At 31.3% G+C, this 15483-nt stretch carries 20 protein-coding genes; 7 read left to right on the forward strand and 13 right to left on the reverse strand.

Features of this window, described 5'->3' with window-relative positions; genetic code table 11:
* Positions 1 to 11 precede the first annotated feature (11 nt).
* Genes Y592_RS07200 through fliY form a run of 6 tightly spaced genes read left to right on the forward strand, consistent with a single transcriptional unit; the run spans position 12 to position 4523 of the window.
* Positions 12 to 224, forward strand: coding sequence for a flagellar FlbD family protein (locus Y592_RS07200; protein WP_075666740.1), 213 nt, complete (start codon positions 12 to 14; stop codon positions 222 to 224).
* A complete protein-coding gene (locus Y592_RS07205) occupies positions 224 to 1012 on the forward strand; it encodes a motility protein A (RefSeq protein WP_075666314.1) in 789 nt (262 codons plus the stop codon). The genes Y592_RS07200 and Y592_RS07205 overlap by 1 nt, the downstream gene beginning before the upstream one ends.
* Positions 1012 to 1878 carry a flagellar motor protein MotB gene (locus tag Y592_RS07210; protein ID WP_075666315.1) on the forward strand — a complete coding sequence of 289 codons (867 nt, stop codon included), beginning with the start codon at positions 1012 to 1014 and terminating at the stop codon, positions 1876 to 1878. The genes Y592_RS07205 and Y592_RS07210 overlap by 1 nt, the downstream gene beginning before the upstream one ends.
* A gap of 11 nt (positions 1879 to 1889) precedes the next feature.
* Complete coding sequence (locus Y592_RS07215; RefSeq protein WP_075666316.1) at positions 1890 to 2414, forward strand: flagellar basal body-associated FliL family protein; 525 nt, start codon at positions 1890 to 1892, stop codon at positions 2412 to 2414.
* A gap of 13 nt (positions 2415 to 2427) precedes the next feature.
* The gene (gene fliM / locus Y592_RS07220) at positions 2428 to 3417 is read left to right on the forward strand and encodes a flagellar motor switch protein FliM (RefSeq protein ID WP_075666317.1); all 990 of its coding nucleotides are present in this window, start codon (positions 2428 to 2430) and stop codon (positions 3415 to 3417) included.
* Positions 3417 to 4523 (forward strand): flagellar motor switch phosphatase FliY, encoded by a 1107-nt coding sequence (gene fliY / locus Y592_RS07225; RefSeq protein WP_075666741.1) that lies wholly within the window; start codon positions 3417 to 3419, stop codon positions 4521 to 4523. Before fliM ends, fliY begins: the two co-directional genes overlap by 1 nt.
* 29 nt (positions 4524 to 4552) lie before the next feature.
* Here fliY and Y592_RS09110 read toward each other — a convergent pair whose 3' ends face one another.
* The 10 genes from Y592_RS09110 to Y592_RS07270 form a co-directional block, all read right to left on the reverse strand.
* On the reverse strand, positions 4553 to 4654 hold the full coding sequence (locus tag Y592_RS09110; RefSeq protein ID WP_143609944.1) for a MetS family NSS transporter small subunit: 102 nt from the start codon (positions 4652 to 4654) through the stop codon (positions 4553 to 4555).
* 14 nt (positions 4655 to 4668) lie between these two features.
* Positions 4669 to 6162 carry a sodium-dependent transporter gene (locus tag Y592_RS07230; protein WP_075666318.1) on the reverse strand — a complete coding sequence of 498 codons (1494 nt, stop codon included), beginning with the start codon at positions 6160 to 6162 and terminating at the stop codon, positions 4669 to 4671.
* Positions 6163 to 6367: 205 nt separating this feature from the next.
* Positions 6368 to 7393, reverse strand: a complete 1026-nt coding sequence (locus tag Y592_RS07235) for an AAA family ATPase (protein WP_075666319.1) — start codon at positions 7391 to 7393, stop codon at positions 6368 to 6370.
* Positions 7344 to 7886 carry an SMC-Scp complex subunit ScpB gene (gene scpB / locus Y592_RS07240; RefSeq protein ID WP_075666320.1) on the reverse strand — a complete coding sequence of 181 codons (543 nt, stop codon included), beginning with the start codon at positions 7884 to 7886 and terminating at the stop codon, positions 7344 to 7346. Before scpB ends, Y592_RS07235 begins: the two co-directional genes overlap by 50 nt.
* 1 nt (position 7887) lies before the next feature.
* Entirely contained in the window at positions 7888 to 8538 is a 651-nt protein-coding gene (locus Y592_RS07245) for a segregation and condensation protein A (protein ID WP_077287789.1), read from the reverse strand.
* Positions 8538 to 9140 carry a CBS domain-containing protein gene (locus Y592_RS07250; RefSeq protein ID WP_075666322.1) on the reverse strand — a complete coding sequence of 201 codons (603 nt, stop codon included), beginning with the start codon at positions 9138 to 9140 and terminating at the stop codon, positions 8538 to 8540. Before Y592_RS07250 ends, Y592_RS07245 begins: the two co-directional genes overlap by 1 nt.
* Before the next feature lie 15 nt (positions 9141 to 9155).
* A complete protein-coding gene (locus Y592_RS07255) occupies positions 9156 to 10097 on the reverse strand; it encodes a hypothetical protein (protein WP_075666323.1) in 942 nt (313 codons plus the stop codon).
* Positions 10057 to 11229, reverse strand: a complete 1173-nt coding sequence (coaBC, locus tag Y592_RS07260) for a bifunctional phosphopantothenoylcysteine decarboxylase/phosphopantothenate--cysteine ligase CoaBC (protein WP_075666324.1) — start codon at positions 11227 to 11229, stop codon at positions 10057 to 10059. Before coaBC ends, Y592_RS07255 begins: the two co-directional genes overlap by 41 nt.
* A gap of 1 nt (position 11230) precedes the next feature.
* On the reverse strand, positions 11231 to 12025 hold the full coding sequence (panB, locus tag Y592_RS07265) for a 3-methyl-2-oxobutanoate hydroxymethyltransferase (RefSeq protein ID WP_075666325.1): 795 nt from the start codon (positions 12023 to 12025) through the stop codon (positions 11231 to 11233).
* Positions 12026 to 12074: 49 nt separating this feature from the next.
* Complete coding sequence (locus Y592_RS07270; protein ID WP_075666326.1) at positions 12075 to 12815, reverse strand: MBL fold metallo-hydrolase; 741 nt, start codon at positions 12813 to 12815, stop codon at positions 12075 to 12077.
* A gap of 62 nt (positions 12816 to 12877) precedes the next feature.
* Between Y592_RS07270 and Y592_RS07275 the strand changes: the two genes are divergently transcribed.
* Positions 12878 to 13849, forward strand: a complete 972-nt coding sequence (locus Y592_RS07275; RefSeq protein WP_232218177.1) for a polysaccharide pyruvyl transferase family protein — start codon at positions 12878 to 12880, stop codon at positions 13847 to 13849.
* On the opposite strand, the gene Y592_RS07280 is transcribed toward Y592_RS07275, so the two are convergent.
* The 3 genes from Y592_RS07280 to Y592_RS07290 are packed head-to-tail and all read right to left on the reverse strand — an operon-like array spanning position 13839 to position 15475.
* Positions 13839 to 14603, reverse strand: a complete 765-nt coding sequence (locus Y592_RS07280) for an ABC transporter ATP-binding protein (protein ID WP_075666328.1) — start codon at positions 14601 to 14603, stop codon at positions 13839 to 13841. The genes Y592_RS07275 and Y592_RS07280 overlap by 11 nt on opposite strands.
* A complete protein-coding gene (locus tag Y592_RS07285) occupies positions 14587 to 15123 on the reverse strand; it encodes a transglycosylase SLT domain-containing protein (protein WP_075666329.1) in 537 nt (178 codons plus the stop codon). The genes Y592_RS07280 and Y592_RS07285 overlap by 17 nt, the downstream gene beginning before the upstream one ends.
* A 10-nt stretch (positions 15124 to 15133) precedes the next feature.
* A complete protein-coding gene (locus Y592_RS07290; protein WP_075666330.1) occupies positions 15134 to 15475 on the reverse strand; it encodes a divergent PAP2 family protein in 342 nt (113 codons plus the stop codon).
* Positions 15476 to 15483: the final 8 nt, after the last annotated feature.

The raw sequence follows: 15483 nt of genomic DNA on the forward strand, positions 1-15483 counted from the left end.
GGGTGAAGTGTATTATCTTACTTACTTTTTTAAATAAGAAAAAATTTTATCTTAATGCAGAGTACATTGAAAAAGTAGAAGCTTTGCCTGATACAACTATTACACTCTACAATGGGAAAAAGTATATTGTATTGGAAAGTGTGGAGGAAGTAATTGAAGAAATAATGGAATATAGAAGAAGAATTTTGAGTATTCCCCCTTTATATAAGGATGGTGAGGAATAATGGATATAGCATTACTGGGTGGTATGGGTTTGGCCTTTATTATGGTTATTTATGGGATTATATCCGGTGGAGGTGACTTTGCGGCTTTTATCAATATTCCATCAATAGTTATAGTCATTGGTGGTTCGATAGGTGCTGCAGTTGCTGCAAATCCTAAAGATATAGCTTTTAAATTTGTCCAAGTTGCACTAGAGTCTTTAAAAGAACCAAAGACTGACTATGTAAATCTTTTGAAAACTTTGGTTTCGTTATCTGAAAAAGCTAGAAGGGAAGGACTTTTATCCCTAGAGGAAAATATTGAACAACTTGAAGATCCATTTATGAAAAAAGGGTTACAATTATTGGTTGATGGTACTGAACCAGAAGTTTTAAAGTCTATGATGGAAATTGAAATAGAAGTTGCTTCAAGTGAAATGAATTTGAAAAAAGGGTTATTTGATGCAATTGGAGCATATGCCCCTGCTTTTGGTATGATAGGTACTTTGATTGGTTTAATACAAATGCTTAAAAGTTTGAATGATCCAAATTCTTTAGGTCCATCTATGGCAGTTGCACTTATTACTACGCTATATGGTTCAATAATGGCTAATGCCTTTGCGTTGCCAATTTCAGAGAAAATAGGAAAAAGAATATTAAATATGGAATTAGAAAAAAACATGATATTAGAAGGTATTTTATCAATTCAAGCTGGAGAAAATCCAAGAATATTAGAAGAAAAATTAAAGGCGTTCTTACCTCAAGCGGCTAAAGCACAATACGAGGCATCTACTCAGGAGGCAAGTGCATAATGGCTAAAAAGCAAGAATGTCCAAAAGGTGCCCCTTTGTGGATGACCACATATGGTGATATGGTTACGTTGTTGCTGACATTTTTTGTGTTGCTCTTTGCAATGTCTAGTATTAGTCCAGGTAAGTTTCAACAAGTTGCGGTAGGTTTAACATCGGCTTTAAATGGAAATCCCCCAAGTGTTTTAACTGGTGGAAAATCTTTACAAACAGAACCATTAATTTCACAAAATCCTGGGGTTTATCAGGAGATTTTAAGGATATCAGAGGAATACAAAGGAAAGGTAACTGTACAGGAAAAAGATGAAGGTACATTAATTACAATTAGTGATTTGGATATATTTGAACCAGGGAGTGCAAGGTTAACTGCTGAAGCGAAAAAACTTTTGGAAAAATTGGGAACTGTGATAATTGAACATACTACTAATGTTCTCGAAGTATATGGTTTTGCAAATGAAATACCTTTGCCTGAGAATTCTATATATTTTTCCAATTGGCATCTCAGTGCTGCACGGGCTTCTAGTGTTGTTCTTTTCTTTACAACAGAATTAAAACAGAAACGTTCATTAGAAAGAATAGCGGATATCCAGTTAGGAAGGTTTGATCCAGATTACTATTATGCACCTGAGAGGTTTGTACCAATAGGGAAGGGTGATGTTGAAATACAAAAAGAAATAAAAGCATTGAGAAATTTATATGAATTTAAACTTGAGGAGATGAGAAAAAAGTTAGTTGCAGGTGAAATTACGAGAAACGAGTGGAATGATTTTGTTGCAAGACTCACTCAAGAAACCGATCAGAAAATCGTGGATTTAAGGCAAAAATATAGAAGAATTGATATTTTGATAAAGAGAGAATTAGCAAAATAGGAGGGGTTCAAATGCCAGAGGAAGAAATTCAAGAAGCTCAGCCAAAGAAAAAAAAGGGAATAATGGGATTGCTAATGCCAATTTTGATACCTTTAGTTATATCGTTAGTGGTAAGTGTTGCAGTGGTTATGTTCTTGGGCAATAACACTCAACCACAAGCTGCAAAAGAAACTACTCAATCTGAAACTACTTCTTCAGTTCCTATAAAAGCGGTTGTTATTCAGCCAGGAACTTATCAGACGTTTATGTTAAAAGGCGGAAAGGAAGTTGCTGTTATTGACTCGCTTTCGTTTAAGGTGGGAAGCGATCAATGTAGAAGTTTAATTGCAGAAAAGAATGATGAAATCATGGATGCTTTAATGCTTATTTTTCTTAGTAAAGAGAGAACAGAAATAAATACACCTGCAGGGATAGAACTTTTGAAAAAACAAATAAAAAATGCTGTGAATGAAATAACAGGATTTGTTGGTGAAAAAGAAAAACAAGGAGTGATAGATGTATATCTTTATATAAAAGCTGTTAGCTCTGTACAGTAATTGAGGTGATAATATGTCTGATGTTTTAAGTCAGGAAGAAATAGATAGGTTATTACAGGCTGTAAATCAAGGAGAAGTATCGATTGAAGAGGTGAAGAAAGAGGAAGAAGAGAAAAAAGTTAGAACTTACGATTTCCTAAGACCTAGGAAATTTTCCAAAGAACAAGAAAGAACATTGCAGATGCTCCATGAGAATTTTGCAAGAAGTTTATCAACGTATTTTTCTGGTAGATTGAGAAGTTTTGTTGCGGTTGATCTTGTAAGTATTGACCAGATGACATATGATGAGTTTATAAAGTCGATAAAAAATCCTTCCTTTATTACTGTATTTTCTGCAAAGGAATTTGTTGGAAGTGCTGTACTGGATATAGATTTAGAGATTTTTTACGGTATTTTGGAAATTTTACTAGGAGGTCCAGGAACTTCTGTTGAGTTAAATAGACCTCCAACAGGAACTGAAATAGAAGTTATGAGAAAAGAAGTTGTAAATATCTTGACAAATTTATCACAGGCGTGGAATAGTGTTTATTCTTTTGTTCCTGTTATTGAAGCTATTGAAACAAACCCACAATTTGTTCAAGTGGTGGCGTTAAATGAAATGGTTTTGGTGATAACGTTTTTCGTAAATATTGGTAAACTTGAGGGATATATAAATGTCTGTTGGCCTTCTTCATTGGTAGAACCAATTGGAGAAAAATTAACTACCCAGAGTTGGTTTAAAACAAAACAGAAAATTGTTTCCGAGGAAGATATGAAAGCTTTAAGAGAGAATCTTGCAAGAACAATTGTGGAGTTATCTGCAACTATTGGAGAAACTAACTTGACACTTTGGGATATTTTAAATCTTGAGGTTGGTGATGTAATACGTTTAAATACTTTTAAAGAGGATCCTCTAAAGATAAAACTAAATGGGAAGGATAAATTTCTTGGGGTTCCAGGTGTTTTTAAAGGAAGGTATGCAGTTAGAATTGTAGAGGTGTTAGATGAGGAGGAGATAAAATGATGGGAGACGAACAATTTCTTTCGCAAGAAGAGTTGGACTCTCTTTTGAATCAAATAGATGATTCGCAAAATGAACTAACTGATCTTGAAAAAGATATGTTTGGTGAAATTGGGAATATAATAATGGGGAGTGGGACTACTGCTTTATCAACACTCCTTGGGAGGAAAGTTGATATAACTGTTCCTACAGTTGAAATGAAGAAACTCAAAGAAATAAGAAAAGAGGTTAAAGGTAAAAATGCGGTAGTTTCGATAAATTTTGTAGGAGAAATAGAAGGATTAAATGCCTTGGTTTTACCACAGATTGCAGTGGCAAGGATTGCAAATATTATGATGGGTGGTACTGGAGAAGTAGAATCAGAGGAAGTGGATGAAATATCATTGAGTGCAGTCTCTGAAGCAATGAACCAAATGATGGGGGCGGCAGCAACTTCTCTTTCAGATATGTTAAAAAAACCAGTGGATATAACACCTCCGGTCGTTGAATTGTTAGATTTTGATGATGAAAATGTTAAATTTCCACCGGTAGTTACTAACGAGGATGATGTTGTTGCAAAGGTTAATTTTAATCTTATAATCGAGGGGTTAGAACCTGCAGCCTTCTTTTTAACAATGTCACCACCTTTTGTAAAGAAATTGTATAAGATGTTATTTGGTAGTACTGAAACGGTACAAGAGGAAAAACAGTCTCCATTGCAGCCACAAACGCAAGTTAATAATCAATCTGGGAAGCCATCGATGGGAATGGTTACTTCTGAAAATGTTCAGAAAAATCCAGTTGCGGTTTCACCAGCTCAATTTCAATCTTTTGAAAGTGGAGGAACTGTAAAAAGTGGTACACAGATTCCAGATAGGATTCAAGCACTTTTAGATATTCCTTTAAATGTTGTTGTGGAATTAGGAAAAACGAAATTAACTTTAAAACAAGTTATGGAGCTTTCTGTAGGTTCGTTGATTGAACTTGATAAATTGACAGGTGAACCTGTGGATATTATAGTTAATGGGAAGCTTATTGCAAGGGGTGAAGTCGTAGTAATAGATGAAAATTTTGGTGTAAGAATTACGGAAATTGTGAGTCCACAAGAAAGATTTTACACTTTAGAATAAAAAAGGCTTCGGAAGATCCGAAGCCTTTTTTATTTTCTCTTTGATTTAGCCGCTATTGAAAGGGACCAAAATAGTCCTCCAAATAAAACTACACCTGCAAAAATCATAAATATTATAGCACTTATGCTCATTTTGTCTCCTCCCTTTAAATTTCCTTCTTATAGTATTCGCTGTCCTTTGAAGGAATTTTTGAAAGAATAATAGCGATAATCGGAGTTGCAATTAGTATTGCAAAACCAGTTAATAATGCCCAAGTTGGATAACCCCCATATGGTTCTTTAATCTCATCTATTAATGTTAAAACAAGAACAGATATAAGTGCAGTTGGAATTATGAATTTTAACGATAAATTAAACCATTTTCCGATCTTTACTTCTGAAACTTTGTTGATATAATTTCTGAGTTTTTCCGCACCAAAAACCCAACCAATGATTATTGATTCCAAAATTCCAACAATTAATAATGCATATATACTAAGGAAGTGATCAATGATATCAAGCCAATACAGACCTCCTTGCGTGGAGAAAAGAAGTCCACATAGGAATCCAAATATTGAAAATCCTATTAAAAATGCCTTTTTGTTTGTTTTGAATTTATCAGCAGCTGCTGCTTCTACCGATTCAACTAGCGAGAAAGCAGAATCAATACCAAGTGTTAATAACATCAAAAAGAAAGCAAGACCAATAATTGATTGGATAATCATACCACCTGGGAATAAAGAGATAGCTTTTGGATAAACTACAAATGCGAGTCCAATTCCACCATTTACAACTTCATTAACAGGACTTCCAGTTTGTAAAGCCATGTAACCTAGCACTGAAAATACGGCAATTCCAGCAAGAAATGATGTAGCAGAGTTTCCTAATGCCGTAATTATAGCGTTGTTTGCAATGTCTTCATCTTTTTTGTTGTAACTTCCGTATGCAATCATTATACCAAACGCCAAACTAAGCGTGAAGAATATTTGACCAAATGCATTAGCCCAAACTCTTGGATCTGCAAGCTTTGCAAAATTTGGTTCAAATAGATAATTTAATCCTTGTGCTGCACCATCTAAAGTAATACCTCTGATTCCAAGTAGAATTAATAAAACTACGGGTAATGGGACTGTCCATACAACTGTTTTTCCAACTGATGCTGTGCCTTTTCTTAAGATAAAGTAAATCCATAACCATGCAAGTACAAGTCCAATTAATATTGGCCATCTTATGGAACCTAATTCACCAGGACCATTGGATATTTTTAGAAAATTTCCAAAGAAAAAGTTGCTTGGATTGTCTTTCCATGCAACACCGAAAGAGTGATAAAGGTAGTTAAATATGTATGCCATTATAACATTGTAATAGAATGTTATTAATGCACCAGTTATAACAGCCCACCAACCGATAAATTCTGCACCTTTTTTGATTTTTGCCATTGATTTTGGGGCACTGCTTTGGAATTTTTGTCCAATAGCAAATTCAGCCATAAGTAGTGGAATACCTGCTAAAAATAAAGCAATAAAGTATGGAACGTAAAAAGCACCTCCACCATTTGAATAGGCCATGTAAGGAAATCTCCAAGCATTCCCAAGTCCGGCAGCAGAACCAATTGCCGCAAGTACAAAAGCCCATCTTGAACCCCACTTTTGTCTAGCCATAAAATCCCTCCTTTGTTAAGGTTGTAAAAACATTTGTAACTTTTAAGAAATTTTCTTATAAATAATATAACATATTTAACATGTAAAAATCAAATAAAAAAATCCGTTCTAAAAAAACGGATTTTTAAAAATTTTTTGTTAATTTTGTATTTACTTAATGATGTATTTTTTTAATTATTATAAAATAACCCCTCACTTTGAGGGGTTATATAGATATTTTTTCCAGGATTTTATCACATATTAGACCTTTAAAGCCAGGTTCATTTGAAAGTTCGCTGAGTAATCGAACTAAACTAAAAAATACGTCTTTAGGTACAATTGAAGATACGGATAATAGATTTTTGGAAATAGTTTCCACGTTGTTGATTAAATTTTTGGCTTCATCTTCTGTCAAATTTGTCAAGAAATCAATTATTCTTAAAATTAAAGAGTTTGCATCGTGTAATTCTAGATTCTTTGGTATTTTTCCATTAATAATGATTTCTCTTGCGGTAGGAATATTAGAAGTGATATTCTCTATAAAGATTTTTGCAGCTTCTGGGCCTAAAATTCCAGATGCGAGTTGATATCCGTATTGTCTTTTTTCATCCTCGGTTAGATTTTTTAAAACATTTCCTAATTTGTACCAACTTCTAGGGCTTGGTTTTAGCGTAGTTTTTAAAGATATATAATTTGAAGTATGGAGAAATTCTGGATTTTTCTCTATAAATTCTATTATTTCATTTGGTAAATGATTATTTTTTGCCCAATTGATCCACTCAGTTGTATCTGGTGAAACTTCTAAGATAAAAAATCTTGATAAAAAGGCGGGATCAGTTATTAAATCTACTTGATCATACTCTTCATCTGGCGGGTTCATAGAAGCTACTATCCATGTTCCTTTTGGAAGAATATGGTTGTGAATACGCTTATCAATTAAGAGTTGCATTATTGCGTTTCTTATGCTTCTGTGAGAGCGGTTTATCTCATCTAAAAAAATTATGGTATTTTCGTCTTCAGGCCACCAATCTGGTGCCAAAAAAACTGTTTTATTATTTTCTCTTGAAGGAAGTCCTATTAAATCTCCAGGTTCCATTTGGGATAATACAAGTATGATTAGTTTTCTGTTTGTTTCTTTTGCAATTTCTTTTATTATGTCAGTTTTTCCTACACCGAAATGACCTATTAGAAGTGGAATTTCGTTACTTTCCATTATTTTTTTCGATAGTATTTTGGCTTCTTCCAGCGTCAAATTGTACACCTCCTAATTCGACTAAGAGATCTTCAATAAAAGTTTCTTCTTTGAAGGTTTCAGTAAGGCTGTAAATGTATTTCCTCCCCTTCTTTTTTCTTTTTATAACGCCATTCATAAGTAATTGTTTTATAATGTTTGTTGAATCTTTTCCTCTGATTCCATCGATTTCCTTTTTGGTAGCGTTTTTTGTTGATGCAAGAAAGATAACAATTTCAAGTTGAGAAGTTGAGAGAGTACTCAAAGAACGCCTTTTAACCACTTTTTCAACATATGTTGAAAATTTTTTCTTTGTAAAAAATTTTATATATCCATCTATGTTTCTTAATTCTATACCTGATTCTTCGTTTAGATTGTATTTTTTTTCTAGATTTTTAATTATTTCTTCTAATTTTTTTTCGTCTATTTGTGTTATTTCAATTATCTTTTCTTTTTGAATACCTTTTGAAGCAAAAATTAATGACTCAACTATTGCTATTTTTTCCACATCCATTTTAAATTCTCCTTATAAAGAGGTTTTCTTCTATTATTATTTTTTTGAGTTTTACAAGTTCCAAAATTGCCAAAAATTTTATTATAATTTCATATTTGTTTTTTGAGTTTTTTAGAATATTTATTAAATTTTTTTCTGTATCATTTAAAATTTGACTCATTACTGTCTCAATAGAAATATCTTCTTTCTTTATTTTGTAAACTTTTTGTTTTAACTCCACTTCTTTTATGATAGAAGAGATTAGTTTCTGTAATTTTTTCTCGTTAATTTTAGGAAATACCGTTTTTACAGATACGGGAATATTTTTAATACTAACATTTTCTGCTTTTTTTATCTTTTTTACCATTTCTTTTAATTTAGCGTATTGTTCGACTTGAAAGTAAAGTTTTTCTTTTGATTTTATAAATTCTTTATCTTCTGAGCTTCTAGGAAGTAGACTTCTGGATTTTAGCTCCATAAGATATGCAGCAGTTGCAATAAATTCAGATGTTATTTTTAGATTAAATTCTTTCATTTTTTGTAGATATTGATAAAATTCGTCAGCAAGCTGGGAAATTGGTATTTCCCTGATACTTAATTTCTTTTTTTGTATAAGAAAAAGAATTAGATCTAAAGGTCCTTCAAATTCTTCAAATTTGAAGATAAATTCCATTAAAATCCTTCTTCTTCAATGATTGAAAGGTATTTTATCTTGTATATTTCAAGTAAATTTGCAACTGTTTCTGGATCCTCGCATTGGATTTTTATAGATACTTGTCTTTTATCATTTTCCTTTAATGTTAATATGGAAAGTATATTCATTTTGTTATTTGCAAGGACATCAATAACCCTTTTTAATTCACCTGGTTTGTCTTCAAGTTCTAGTACAATCCTTGTGCCTTGTTCATCCATAGCAGAGAGTTCTGTAAATGCCTCAAGTACCTCCTGAACAGTTAATACACCAATTACTTCTGCGTTGTTATTGACGACTGGTAATATTTGGTCTTTGTTTTCAATTAACATTAATGCTGCTTCTTCAACATTTGAGTCTTCTACCACGTAAAAGTCTGGAAATGTTATATACATATCTAATGGCTCATCTAATTCTGAATCTCTAATGCTTGATTTGTATACTACTCCTTCAAATTTTTCATTTTCATCTAAAACTATACAATAATCACAAGAAAAGTCCCTCATTTTCCTTAATGCATTACCGATTGTTTCATTTTTTTTCAATGATGGAAAATGTGTAAGTAACCATTTTTTTACATTCATAAATACAACCTCCTTTTAGAATATATTAATTACCCCATTTTCAGCACATATAACAAATACTTTATTTTTGTAAGAAAATATGTCGATAGGATATTTGTCAGTTTTAAATTCTTTTGTGTTGCCGTTAGAATTAAATACTATTAATTTATTATACGGTGCTGAAAGTATATACAATTTGTTGTTTATCACTTTTGCATTTGTTGGCGTATATTGTAACTTTTTCCATAACTCTATTTTATCATTTTTAATGGTGTAAATTTCATTACTAAACATTGAACCAAAGTAAATTTTTTTATTCCAATTTAATACAAATGAAATATAAGGAGATGTTTTGTAATTTTTGAAGTTAACCAAGTATAATATGTTACCACCACGTGTGTCTACGACGTAATCTTCTACAAGAAAAGAAGGGGTAATTAAATTGAAATTATACAATTTTTTTTTGTATTCTAAATCCACTTCTTTTTTCCAGATGAAAAGTCCTAAAGGATAGTTCTTATACATGTAGAAATAATTTGGAGCTGACAGGAATTTGTAGTAATATTCCAGGTGTAACGTGAAACTATATCCATACAAATTTCCATCTGTATCCAAAATGTAAACTTTATCTTTATCTCTCTGATAGAAGATAGGTTTTTTTTCAAGGTGTTTTAAATTTTTTTCGTGTGTTTTTAAGTTTAGGGAAATTAATTTTGTCCCTACTGTATCAATAATCAACATTAAGTTTTTATCAAGATAAGATATTGCAGGAAAAATTCCCACATTGGTGAAGTAATATTCTATTTTTTCTGTTTCCATGTTATACACAATAACTGTTCTTTGAGTTGAACTTGTTAATATTAAGTATTTGTCAAATTGTGTATTTCTAAAGATGTATTTTACTCCCAAGTGTTGAGAAATTGAAAAAATTAACACGTTAAATATTAGAAGATATAGTATCAAGTATTTTTTTTGCAACGTATTCTTTACTCCCTTCAAATTTTAAAACTTGTGTTTTTGAAATTAAAAATACTTCAGAGTAATTGCTTCCCATTACTTTAGAAGCGTTATTTGCTATTATGTAATTAACTTGTTTTTTTTCTAACTTTTCTTTTCCGTATTCTATTATATTTTCCGTTTCCGCTGCAAATCCTACAATTACTTGGTTTTTAAGTCTTTGTCTAGAAATTTCTTTTAAAATATCTTTTGTTTTTTTAAGTTCTAGTATTAATGATTCATTAGCTTTTTTAATTTTTTTAGCTTCCTTTCTAACAGGTGTGTAATCTGCAACTGCAGCAGTCATTATTACAATGTCAAAGTTTTTAAAACGTTTAACAACTTCATTGTACATTTCATCTGCCGTTCTAATTTCTATGTATTCATCTATAAAGTATGGTTTTTCAATGTTTGTAGGTCCTGAGATTAGTGTTACATATGCCCCCATTCTTTTTGAAATTTTAGTAAGTGCATATCCCATTTTTCCGCTAGAATGGTTGGTTATGTATCTTATAGGATCTATACTTTCTTGGGTTGGACCAGCAGTAATTAAAATTTTTTTGCCGTTTAATTTTTTTTCTTCTAATATGATTTTCAACATTTCAATTATTTTGGAATTTTCTGGGTATCTTCCTTTTCCCACATCTCCACAGGCAAGGTGACCTGTTTCTGGTTCTACTAAATACCAGCCAATTTTTTTTAGTTTTTGTATGTTTTCTAGTGTGATTTTATTTTCATACATCCTAGTATTCATTGTTGGAACAAACACTTTAGGCGTATTATTTGGAAGTGCTATTGCCGTTGTTGTTAAAAGATTATCACCAAAACCGTTTGCAATTTTTGCAATTGTATTTGCAGTTGCAGGAGCAAGTAAAAAGATATCTGTTTTTTTGGAAAGTTCTGTGTGTATTATATATCCTCCATTTATTTGATATGTATCGGTGTATACGTTACAATTTCCAACTGCGGAGAAAACGGAAGGTGATATAAGTTTTGTTGCGTTTTCACTCATTATTACATCTATTTCAAAATTTTCTTTTCTTAATTTACTGACTAAGTCGACAGTTTTGTATATTGCTATACCACTTGACACGCCTAAAAGTATATGTGGCATTTTATTTTCCTCCTTTGAAGATATGTTTTTCTTCTGGAAATTTATTTGTTTTCACATCTTCTTTGTATGCCTTTAGTGCATCTAGCATTATAGTAAATGTGTTGGCATATTGTTTTGAAAATTTTGGTTTAAATTCCGGATTTAGTCCAACTATATCATGAAATACCAAAACTTGTCCATCACAAAATCTACCTGCACCTATGCCAATTGTGGGAATAGAGAGTTTTTCTGTTATTTGTTTTGAAACATCTTCCGTTAGCATTTCAAGAACTATTGAAAATACCCCACATTTTTCTAATTGTACTGCGTTTTCAAGTATTATTTCTTTGGAACTTTGTTCTTTTCCTTGAACTTTATATCCACCAAAAATATTTAACGATTGAGGGGTAAATCCTAAGTGTCCCATAACGGGGATGCCAATATTTATGCATTTTCTTATTAAATTGCAGTGGATTTTCCCACCTTCGATTTTAACTGCATTTGCTCCATTTTTAATCAGTAATCCTGCGTTTTTAATGGATTCTTCTAAGCTACAACCATATGAAAGGAATGGCATATCTGCAACTATAAAAGAATTTGGAGCTCCCCTTTTTACTGCTTTGAGATGTATAATTATTTCATCCATTGTTACAGGAATAGTTGAATTGTATCCGAGTACATTATTTCCAAGTGAATCTCCTACCAAAATTATATCTACACCTGCTTTTTCGGCAATTTTAGCAGATGGTGTATCATAAGCTGTTACCATTACTATTTTTTCTTTGCCTTTCATGTTTATTAATCTTTGGATGTTCATATTTTTCACCCCTTCTTGTTACAATTTTAGCATAAAAAAACCCTCTTTTTTAAGAGGGAAGGAGATTTTCTAAACTCCATTTTAGTAATTCTGGATGTTTCCGATTTTTGAAATTCGGATCATTTTCTAATTTGTAGGCGTTTATATTTCCAGATTTCATTTGTTTTATTTTCTCTAAATAGTCAATCATTTTATCGATATCTTCTTTATTTCCAATTTTTCCATGTCCTGGAATTATGTTTGAAACTTTGGGCATATTTTCAAGTGTATTTATCCAAAGTTCTAGATCGCTATCTGGAACTATTTCTGGATGAATGTCTGTAATTATTGTATCTCCTGCAATTATGATATTTTCTGATTCAATGTGTATATAAGATGAATCTAAGGTATGACCAGGACCACTATATATAACAAGTTTTATACCGTCTTCATATTCAAAATAATTTTCAAATACTACATTTGGAAGTTTTATCTCAATGTCTTCTAATTTAAGTTGTTTTAGATAGTTTTCGTCCATTTGTTTCATAAATTCCCTTGTCAATTTATGTGAAACAATGGGACAATCAAATGCAGAGTTTCCAAAAGTATGGTCTGGATGATAGTGTGTGTTTATAACCAAAGAAATGTCCTTTCCAGAAATATCTTTTGAAAATTGCTTTATTTTCATTGCTTTTTTTGGGAAAAGTGAAGTATCTATTAGTATAGTCCCTTTTTTTCCTATTATAAGTGTACTATTTGCGGCAAGTTCATTTTCGATAACATAAATTTTGTTGCTTATGTTTTTAATCATATTTATCCTCCTATATGATATACTTTTCATAGAAATATTTCTTTGTTAGGAGGGTGTATTCCTTGAATTTATCAAAAACTATACTACTTGTAGGATACTATGGTTTTGGAAATTTTGGCGATGAGCTTATGAGAAAAAGTATAAAAACATTTCTTAAAGGTAAGAACTTTAATGTTTTGGAGTTATTACCAAAAGATAAATTATCACATGGAGGTTACAATAGATTTAATTTAGTTTCTGTTATTTCCGCAATTTTAAAGTCAGACGTGGTCGTTTGTGGTGGTGGTGGCATTTTACAGGATAAGACAAGCTTGAGGAGTTTTATTTATTACTATACTATCTTTAAGTTATCATTGCTCTTGAAAAAGCCTGTTGTGTTTTTTGGAAATAGTTTTGGCCCTTTAAATTATTATTTTTCGCGGGTACTTTTAAAAGATTTGCTAAAAAATGATAATTTGTACATTTTTGCAAGGGATCCTGTTTCATACAAATTTTCAAAGTGTTTTAATGAAAACACATATCTTTGCACTGACCCTGGAATAATAGGCTTGAGTGATAAAGAACTTTCATTTGAGAAGAAGGCAGTAATAATTCCCAGAAAGATTAAAAGTTATATACCTATTTTATTCGATTTGAAAAGAAAAGGTATAAAAGAGGTAGTTTTTCTTCCGTTCTCTCCTGAGGATGTTAATCTTGCAAAAAAACTTTCAAATTTTTCAATTAAGGGTTTAAAAATGTACTTTTCTAGTGATATTAGTGAGATTTTTAGTTCAAGTATTGTGATCTCTGAAAGGTTTCACGGTTCTTTGATTGCGGCTTTCTATGGAAAACCATTTGTTTCAATTAAAGATGAAAAATTTAGAAGATTTTTTTCAAAATATGAAAATAACGATACATACTTTGCGAACAACTTATTTGAAGTTGCCTTAAAGTTAAAAGATATTCAACCTCCAAATATTAGTAAAAAGATGAAAGAAGAATGTGTTCAAATGTATAGAATGCTTGAAAAACTTCTTTTGAATATTATACGGTAACTACAGGATAATTATATACTGGATGATTTAGTATGTAAAATTCCTTATTGTATAACTTTTTAATATTTTCTTTGTTAATAACATCTTTGGGCGTGCCTTGAAATATTAATTCCCCATCTTTTAATGCATAGAGGTAATTACAATATTTTGAGGCAATATTAATGTTATGGAATGCGGCTAAAATACTTTTTCCTGATTCTGTAAGTTTCTTTAAAATTTCTACAATTTGAATTGCATGCGAAATATCCAAATGAGCAGTAAGTTCATCTACAATTATTATAGGGGTTTCTTGAAACAAACTTCTTGCTATTAAAACTCTACGTTGCTCTCCACCACTTAATGTGGAGAAGTATCTGTTTTCATATCCTGTTAATTCTACCATAGCTAGACATTTTTTTATTTTTGATGAATCATTAACTGTGTTAAAAAAACTTTTTTTTATATGTATAGCTCCAAGCTCGATAATATCCTTGACTTTGAATTCAAAAGTAGGGTTAAATTCTTGCCTTACGAAAGATACTTTTGAAGCTATAAAAGAGCGTGAGACCTTTTCCAAGTTTTTTCCAAAAATAAATACTTTCCCAGATTTTGGCTTTATTAATTTTGTAATTAATTTTAAGGTAGTAGATTTTCCGCTACCATTTGGCCCTATTATTCCCACAAAATCTCCATGTTTTAAAGAGATATTTATGTTTTTTAATTTGAAATTTTCATATTCAAAACAAATATTTTTTGTCTCAAGAATTGTTTTCATATACACTTGCCACCTTTAACATTTGTTGGTATTTTTCTAATATTCTTTCAGCATATTGTTCTTTGTAAATACCACCGTTGTAGTGTTTTACAGCTTCTTGAATGTTTCCAAATTTATCGTAAAGGTACTTTAAATAATAACTTCCTATTTTTATATTTAATTTAAAATCCCACAATATTCTTGTCCAGCCTTCTTTAGGTTTTTTTAGGTTATAATAATTTGCAACAAAATCCGCCGTTTCAGGTTTTATCTGCATCATTCCAAGTTCCCCGTAAAGTCCTATCACATTTCTGAATTCACTTTCAACTATTATGACAGAAGTTATTAGAAGTGGATCAAGCTCTGTTTCCTTTGAAGCATCTAATATTGCATCTTCTATTTTTATTAACAACTCATCGTCTGCTGGTAAACCATATGCTCTTCTGTATTCTTTTACAAAATTTCTAAACCATTCACCGGGAAGAGCATATACGATTGAAAATAATATCAAAAACACAAAAACAAAAGTCCATTTTTTCATTGTTGCCCTCCTATTTTGGAATAATAAATGCCAAAAAAGTACCTAATAGAAAGCCTGCAAGTGCTTCAATAAATGTATGACCACTATTTGGATCAACTTTTCTCCTTAACCCTACAGCATCAGATGCAATTATAGCAAGAAAAATAGCAGCTATTGCAGTATTAGGTGAGTCATATCCAGTAATACGTGCCACCTTCCAGGCCAGTGCAGATACAGTTGCAACATGCGCGCTCGGCATTCCTCCATACCTTCCAAAACTTTTAATATCTTTATAAATTAGAACTTTTAAAAATTGAGCGATTAAAAATGCGAAGAAGGCTGTTAACAATGCATTGTTTGTTAGTAAGTGCATTCTTCCCT

Source organism: Thermosipho sp. 1070 (genome assembly GCF_001682135.1).
In the GTDB taxonomy this organism is placed as follows: Bacteria; Thermotogota; Thermotogae; order Thermotogales; family Fervidobacteriaceae; genus Thermosipho; species Thermosipho affectus.

What these genes read in the sequence shown, in the direction of transcription:
- Y592_RS07205 (WP_075666314.1), top strand. Translation starts at nt 224, where the DNA reads ATGGATATAGCATTACTGGGTGGTATGGGTTTGGCCTTTATTATGGTT.
- Y592_RS07210 (WP_075666315.1), top strand. Translation starts at nt 1,012, where the DNA reads ATGGCTAAAAAGCAAGAATGTCCAAAAGGTGCCCCTTTGTGGATGACC.
- Y592_RS07215 (WP_075666316.1), top strand. Translation starts at nt 1,890, where the DNA reads ATGCCAGAGGAAGAAATTCAAGAAGCTCAGCCAAAGAAAAAAAAGGGA.
- fliM (WP_075666317.1), top strand. Translation starts at nt 2,428, where the DNA reads ATGTCTGATGTTTTAAGTCAGGAAGAAATAGATAGGTTATTACAGGCT.
- fliY (WP_075666741.1), top strand. Translation starts at nt 3,417, where the DNA reads ATGGGAGACGAACAATTTCTTTCGCAAGAAGAGTTGGACTCTCTTTTG.
- Y592_RS09110 (WP_143609944.1), bottom strand. Translation starts at nt 4,654, where the DNA reads ATGAGCATAAGTGCTATAATATTTATGATTTTTGCAGGTGTAGTTTTA.
- Y592_RS07230 (WP_075666318.1), bottom strand. Translation starts at nt 6,162, where the DNA reads ATGGCTAGACAAAAGTGGGGTTCAAGATGGGCTTTTGTACTTGCGGCA.
- scpB (WP_075666320.1), bottom strand. Translation starts at nt 7,886, where the DNA reads ATGGATGTGGAAAAAATAGCAATAGTTGAGTCATTAATTTTTGCTTCA.
- Y592_RS07245 (WP_077287789.1), bottom strand. Translation starts at nt 8,538, where the DNA reads ATGGAATTTATCTTCAAATTTGAAGAATTTGAAGGACCTTTAGATCTA.
- Y592_RS07250 (WP_075666322.1), bottom strand. Translation starts at nt 9,140, where the DNA reads ATGAATGTAAAAAAATGGTTACTTACACATTTTCCATCATTGAAAAAA.
- coaBC (WP_075666324.1), bottom strand. Translation starts at nt 11,229, where the DNA reads ATGCCACATATACTTTTAGGCGTGTCAAGTGGTATAGCAATATACAAA.
- panB (WP_075666325.1), bottom strand. Translation starts at nt 12,025, where the DNA reads ATGAACATCCAAAGATTAATAAACATGAAAGGCAAAGAAAAAATAGTA.
- Y592_RS07270 (WP_075666326.1), bottom strand. Translation starts at nt 12,815, where the DNA reads ATGATTAAAAACATAAGCAACAAAATTTATGTTATCGAAAATGAACTT.
- Y592_RS07280 (WP_075666328.1), bottom strand. Translation starts at nt 14,603, where the DNA reads ATGAAAACAATTCTTGAGACAAAAAATATTTGTTTTGAATATGAAAAT.
- Y592_RS07285 (WP_075666329.1), bottom strand. Translation starts at nt 15,123, where the DNA reads ATGAAAAAATGGACTTTTGTTTTTGTGTTTTTGATATTATTTTCAATC.
- Y592_RS07290 (WP_075666330.1), bottom strand. Translation starts at nt 15,475, where the DNA reads ATGCACTTACTAACAAACAATGCATTGTTAACAGCCTTCTTCGCATTT.